1 protein-coding gene is annotated in these 446 nt (G+C 57.8%); it reads left to right on the top strand.

Translation table 11 applies throughout. From position 1 onward, the window contains the following. Positions 1–197: TonB-dependent receptor (locus D7X55_RS41060; protein ID WP_121725757.1), on the top strand; the 197-nt coding region annotated here is incomplete at its 5' end. Positions 198–446: the final 249 nt, after the last annotated feature.

Genomic DNA, 446 nt, shown 5'->3' with positions numbered 1-446 from the left:
CCTATAGCCAGTTCAATCTGTTTGTGTCTTACACCGGCATCAAGAACTGGACGCTGTATGCGGGCATCAATAACCTGTTCAACCGCACCCCGCCGTTTGACCCGGTATGGATGTACACGTACCGCGGCGCCTATGATCCGTCGCTGTACTCGGGCATCGGCCGCTACGGTCAAATCGCTGCAACTTATAGGTTCTGATAACGGCATTTTCTGCACGACACCGCACGGCAACGAAGCTGACGGCGATGCCTTTTTCGCGGGGCAAGCTCACCACGATGAAAAAGGCCGCCGAATCGGCACTAGCAGCGCTGCGCGCACGTACAAGCCGCACCGTGCCGCGAATCGATTGAACGAAGCCGCCAACTCTAGAAAAAGCCACGGACCACACAGCGGTCAACCGTCGTGTGGTCCGAGCCGGCATGTTGATCCTGCTCGACCGCGACCATG

The sequence above is a fragment of the Corallococcus sp. AB049A genome, from assembly GCF_003668885.1.
Lineage (GTDB): Bacteria > Myxococcota > Myxococcia > Myxococcales > Myxococcaceae > Corallococcus > Corallococcus interemptor.
Note: the sequence above shows the minus strand (reverse complement) of the source record. Positions and strands in the feature narration are given on the sequence as shown.